This window comes from Pseudomonas sp. 05N434 (genome assembly GCF_056396965.1).
The window spans coordinates 1-5,246 of the sequence record NZ_JBFTMK010000574.1 but is presented as its reverse complement, the minus strand read 5'-3'; the positions used below and the strand labels follow the sequence as shown (position 1 = coordinate 5,246).

Sequence of the window (5,246 nt, the reverse complement as noted above, 5' to 3'; positions counted from 1 at the left end):
GTACTTCCTGTCGCCAGAGCAGGCGCAAGCCATTCTGGAACTGCGTCTGCACCGCCTGACCGGTCTGGAGCACGAGAAGCTGCTGGCCGAGTATCAAGAGATCCTCAACCAGATCGGCGAGCTGATCCGCATCCTCAACAGCGCCACGCGCCTGATGGAAGTGATCCGCGAAGAGCTGGAAGTGATCCGCGCCGAGTACGGCGATGTGCGTCGCACCGAGATTCTCGATGCCCGTCTCGACCTGACCCTGGGCGACATGATCCCGGAAGAAGAGCGCGTCGTGACCATTTCCCACGGTGGCTACGCCAAGACCCAGCCTTTGGCTGCGTACCAGGCTCAGCGTCGTGGCGGTAAAGGTAAATCGGCTACCGGCGTGAAGGATGAGGACTACATCGCTCACCTGCTGGTCGCCAACAGCCACACCACGCTGCTGCTGTTCTCCAGCAAAGGTAAAGTGTACTGGCTGAAAACCTACGAAATCCCGGAAGCCTCCCGCGCGGCCCGTGGTCGCCCGCTGGTCAACCTGCTGCCGCTGGACAGTGATGAATACATCACCACCATGCTGCCGGTCGAGGAATACACCGAAGGTCACTTCATCTTCATGGCCACTGCCAAAGGCACCGTGAAGAAGACCCCGCTGGAATCCTTCAGTCGTCAACGCAGCGTCGGTCTGATCGCGCTGGAGCTGGATGAAGGCGACGTACTGATCTCTGCGGCCATTACCGATGGCGATCGCGAAGTCATGCTGTTCTCCGACGGCGGCAAGGTGACTCGCTTCAAGGAAACCGACGTTCGCGCCATGGGCCGTACCGCTCGCGGTGTCCGCGGGATGCGTCTGCCGGAAGGCCAGAAGCTGATTTCCATGCTGATCCCGGAAGAAGGCAGCCAGATCCTCACCGCTTCGGCGCGTGGTTTCGGCAAGCGCACCGCGATCACCGAGTTCCCTGAGTACAAGCGTGGCGGTCAGGGCGTTATCGCCATGGTCAGCAACGAGCGTAACGGTCGTCTGGTCGGCGCGGTCCAGGTGCTCGACGGCGAGGAAATCATGCTGATTTCCGACCAGGGTACGTTGGTTCGTACCCGCGTCGACGAAGTGTCCAGCCTGGGCCGTAACACCCAGGGCGTGACCCTGATCAAGCTGGCCAACGATGAAACGCTGGTGGGCCTGGAGCGGGTTCAGGAGCCGTCGGAAGTCGAAGGCGAAGAGCTGGAAGGCGAAGGGCTTGCAGGTGAAGAGGGTGCAGTGTTCGAGGGTGAGGTCGTGATCGACGATGTTGCCGACGACCAGCAACTCGACGCCGCCGCCGACGAAGAGCCGCAGGAGTAAGCGGGCAAGCAGGGGGCGGATGAAGATTCGCCCCCTTGTTGTTTGTCCTCAGGGAACTGTGGAATTGTTTTTTATGTAGGAGTTGTCGAGCGAAGCGATGCTGCGATCTCTTGATCTGGCTCTTGCTTTCGCTCAGCACTAAAAGATCGCAGCCTCGCTCTGCTCGACAGCTCCTACAGATTTATTGCGTGATACCACCAAATCAGAGCGAGATTGGATGTGAGCAAGAGAGCCTATAACTTCTGTGCCGGTCCTGCGGCGCTTCCCGAAGCTGTCCTGAAGCGCGCCCAGGCTGAACTCCTTGATTGGCACGGCAAGGGCCTGTCGGTCATGGAAATGAGCCATCGCAGCGATGAGTTCGTGTCCATTGCCACCAAGGCCGAGCAGGATCTGCGTGATCTGCTGAATATCCCCTCGAACTATAAAGTGCTGTTTCTGCAAGGTGGCGCGAGCCAGCAATTTGCTCAGATTCCGCTGAACCTGTTGCCGGAAAGCGGCACCGCCGACTATATCGACACCGGTATCTGGTCTCAGAAGGCGATCGAGGAGGCCTCGCGCTATGGCCACGTCAATGTTGCCGCGACCGCCAAGCCTTACGACTATTTCGCTGTGCCTGGTCAGAACGAATGGAACCTGTCGAAAGATGCGGCCTACGTTCACTACGCGCCGAACGAAACCATCGGCGGCCTGGAATTCCAGTGGATCCCGGAAACCGGTGATGTGCCGGCCGACAACGGCTCGATGTACAACACACCGCCAACACTGGCCTGGTACTTGTCCGGCCTGGTGTTCGAGTGGCTGAAAGAGCAGGGCGGCGTCGAAGCCATCGGCAAGCTCAATGAAGTGAAGCAGCGCACGCTGTACGACTTCATCGACGCCAGCGGCTTGTACAGCAACCCGATCAACAAGTCGGACCGCTCGTGGATGAACGTGCCGTTCCGTCTGGCCGACGATCGTCTCGACAAGCCGTTCCTGGCCGGTGCCGACGAACGTGGCCTGTTGAACCTCAAAGGTCACCGTTCCGTGGGCGGCATGCGTGCCTCCATCTATAACGCCGTCGATATCGTTGCAGTCAACGCACTGGTTTCGTACATGGCAGAGTTCGAGAAGGAACACGGCTAATGTCTGAGCAAGAACTCAAGGCACTGCGCCTGCGCATTGATGCTCTGGACGAAAAGGTCCTGGAGCTGATCAGTGAGCGCGCACGCTGCGCCCAGGAAGTTGCGCGAGTAAAGATGGCCTCGCTGGCCGAAGGCGAAGTGCCGGTGTTCTATCGTCCTGAGCGTGAAGCTCAGGTGCTCAAGCGCGTGATGGAGCGTAACCAGGGGCCGCTGGGCAACGAAGAGATGGCGCGGCTGTTCCGCGAAATCATGTCCTCGTGCCTGGCCCTCGAGCAGCCGCTGAAAGTGGCTTACCTCGGCCCTGAAGGTACCTTCACTCAGGCTGCGGCCATGAAGCACTTCGGTCACGCGGTGATCAGCAAGCCAATGGCGGCGATCGACGAAGTGTTCCGTGAAGTGGCGGCCGGTGCGGTGAACTTTGGCGTGGTCCCGGTGGAAAACTCCACCGAAGGCGCGGTCAACCACACTCTCGACAGCTTCCTCGAACACGACATGGTGATCTGTGGCGAAGTCGAGCTGCGTATTCACCATCACCTGTTGGTTGGCGAAAACACCAAGACCGACAGCATCAGCCGCATCTATTCCCACGCCCAGTCCCTGGCCCAGTGCCGCAAGTGGCTGGACGCCCATTACCCGAATGTCGAGCGCGTGGCGGTGTCCAGCAACGCCGAAGCGGCCAAACGGGTCAAGGGTGAGTGGAACTCGGCAGCGATTGCCGGCGACATGGCTGCCGGCCTCTACGGGTTGACCCGTCTGGCTGAGAAAATCGAGGATCGCCCGGACAACTCCACGCGATTCCTGATGATCGGCAGCCAGGAAGTGCCGCCGACCGGTGATGACAAGACCTCGATCATCGTTTCCATGAGCAACAAGCCCGGCGCTCTCCACGAGTTGCTGGTGCCGTTCCACGACAATGGCATCGATCTGACACGGATCGAGACCCGTCCGTCGCGCAGCGGTAAATGGACCTACGTATTCTTCATCGACTTCGTCGGCCATCACCGCGACCCGCTGGTCAAAGGTGTGCTGGAAAAGATCAGTCAGGAAGCGGTGGCACTCAAGGTGCTGGGTTCCTACCCGAAAGCAGTTCTCTAAGGGCGGTAGCAAATGAGTGGCAACTTCCTCGCTCTGGCACAGCCGGGCGTGCAACAACTTTCGCCTTACGTTCCGGGCAAGCCTGTGGACGAACTGGCCCGTGAGCTGAACCTCGATCCGGCCAGCATCGTCAAGCTGGCGAGCAACGAAAACCCGTTGGGCGCCAGTCCCAAGGCGCTGGCGGCGATTCGCGAAGCGCTGGCCGAGCTGACCCGCTATCCGGACGGCAATGGTTTTGCGCTCAAAACCCTGTTGGCCGATCAGTGTCGCGTCGAGCTGAACCAAGTGACGCTGGGCAACGGCTCCAACGATATTCTGGAGCTGGTGGCGCGTGCCTATCTGGCGCCGGGCCTGAACGCGGTGTTCAGCGAGCATGCGTTTGCGGTCTATCCGATCGCGACCCAGGCCGTTGGTGCCCAGGCAAAAGTGATCCCGGCCAAAGACTGGGGTCATGATCTGCCGGCGATGCTGGCCGCGATCGATGCCGATACCCGCGTGGTGTTCATCGCCAACCCGAACAACCCGACCGGGACCTGGTTCGATGCCGAGGCGCTGGATGAATTCCTGCAGGACGTTCCGGCCCATGTGCTGGTGGTGCTGGACGAGGCCTACATCGAGTACGCCGAAGGCAGCGACTTGCCGGATGGCCTGGACTATCTGGCGGCCTATCCGAACCTGCTGGTCTCGCGCACCTTCTCCAAGGCCTATGGTCTGGCGTCGCTGCGGGTCGGCTACGGTTTGTCCTCGGCCATCGTCGCTGATGTGCTCAATCGCGTGCGTCAGCCGTTCAACGTCAACAGCCTCGCGCTGGCCGCCGCTTGTGCCGCGCTGCAAGACGTCGAGTACCTGGCTGAAAGCCGTCGCCTGAACCAATCCGGCATGCAGCAGCTTGAGGCGGGTTTCCGTGAGTTGGGGCTGAGCTGGATTCCATCCAGAGGCAACTTCATCTGTGTCGATCTGGGGCGCGTTGCTGCCCCGGTTTTCCAGGGGTTGTTGCGCGAAGGCGTGATCGTGCGTCCGGTGGCCAACTACGGCATGCCGAATCACCTGCGCATCACCATCGGTTTGCCAGCGGAAAACAGCCGCTTCCTCGAGGCGCTGACCAAGGTTATGGCTCGTGGTTGATGTCACTGCACTGCAATCTGCTGAACCTATGATCGGTCGCCTGGTGGTGGTCGGTCTGGGGTTGATCGGCGGTTCGTTTGCCAAAGGCCTGCGTGAAAGCGGTCTGTGCCGCGAAGTGGTCGGGGTCGATCTCGACCCGCAGTCGCGCAAGCTGGCGGTCGAGTTGGGTGTGGTGGATCGCTGCGAAGAAGACCTGGTGGCGGCTTGTCAGGGCGCGGACGTGATTCAGTTGGCGGTGCCGATCCTGGCCATGGAGAAACTGCTCGCGCTGTTGGCGGGCATGGATCTGGGACAGGCGATCCTGACTGACGTCGGCAGTGCCAAGGGCAATGTGGTGCGCGCGGCGACCGAAGCGTTTGGCGRCATGCCGGCGCGTTTCGTGCCAGGGCATCCGATTGCCGGTTCCGAGCAGAGCGGGGTGGAAGCCTCCAATGCTGACCTGTTCCGTCGCCATAAAGTGATTCTGACGCCGCTGGATCAGACCGATCCGGCCGCGCTGGCGGTGGTCGACCGGTTGTGGCGCGAATTGGGCGCCGACGTCGAGCACATGCAAGTCGAGCGTCATGACGAAGTGTTGG

At 60.8% G+C, this 5,246-nt stretch carries 5 protein-coding genes; all 5 read left to right on the top strand.

All coding sequences use genetic code 11. The annotated features are described in order from the left end of the window. On the top strand, positions 1-1,327 hold a 1,327-nt coding region (locus AC1DLB_RS26075; protein ID WP_477785915.1), incomplete at its 5' end, for a DNA gyrase C-terminal beta-propeller domain-containing protein. A gap of 219 nt (positions 1,328-1,546) precedes the next feature. Further along, positions 1,547-2,449 carry a 3-phosphoserine/phosphohydroxythreonine transaminase gene (locus tag AC1DLB_RS26070; RefSeq protein WP_477785914.1) on the top strand — a complete coding sequence of 301 codons (903 nt, stop codon included), beginning with the start codon at positions 1,547-1,549 and terminating at the stop codon, positions 2,447-2,449. Continuing rightward, positions 2,449-3,543, top strand: coding sequence for a prephenate dehydratase (pheA, locus tag AC1DLB_RS26065; RefSeq protein ID WP_007899727.1), 1,095 nt, complete (start codon positions 2,449-2,451; stop codon positions 3,541-3,543). Before AC1DLB_RS26070 ends, pheA begins: the two co-directional genes overlap by 1 nt. Before the next feature lie 12 nt (positions 3,544-3,555). After that, complete coding sequence (hisC, locus tag AC1DLB_RS26060; RefSeq protein WP_086944627.1) at positions 3,556-4,668, top strand: histidinol-phosphate transaminase; 1,113 nt, start codon at positions 3,556-3,558, stop codon at positions 4,666-4,668. 28 nt (positions 4,669-4,696) lie between these two features. Beyond that, positions 4,697-5,246 (top strand): prephenate dehydrogenase/arogenate dehydrogenase family protein (locus tag AC1DLB_RS26055; RefSeq protein WP_477785916.1); only part of this gene is annotated, 550 nt, incomplete at its 3' end.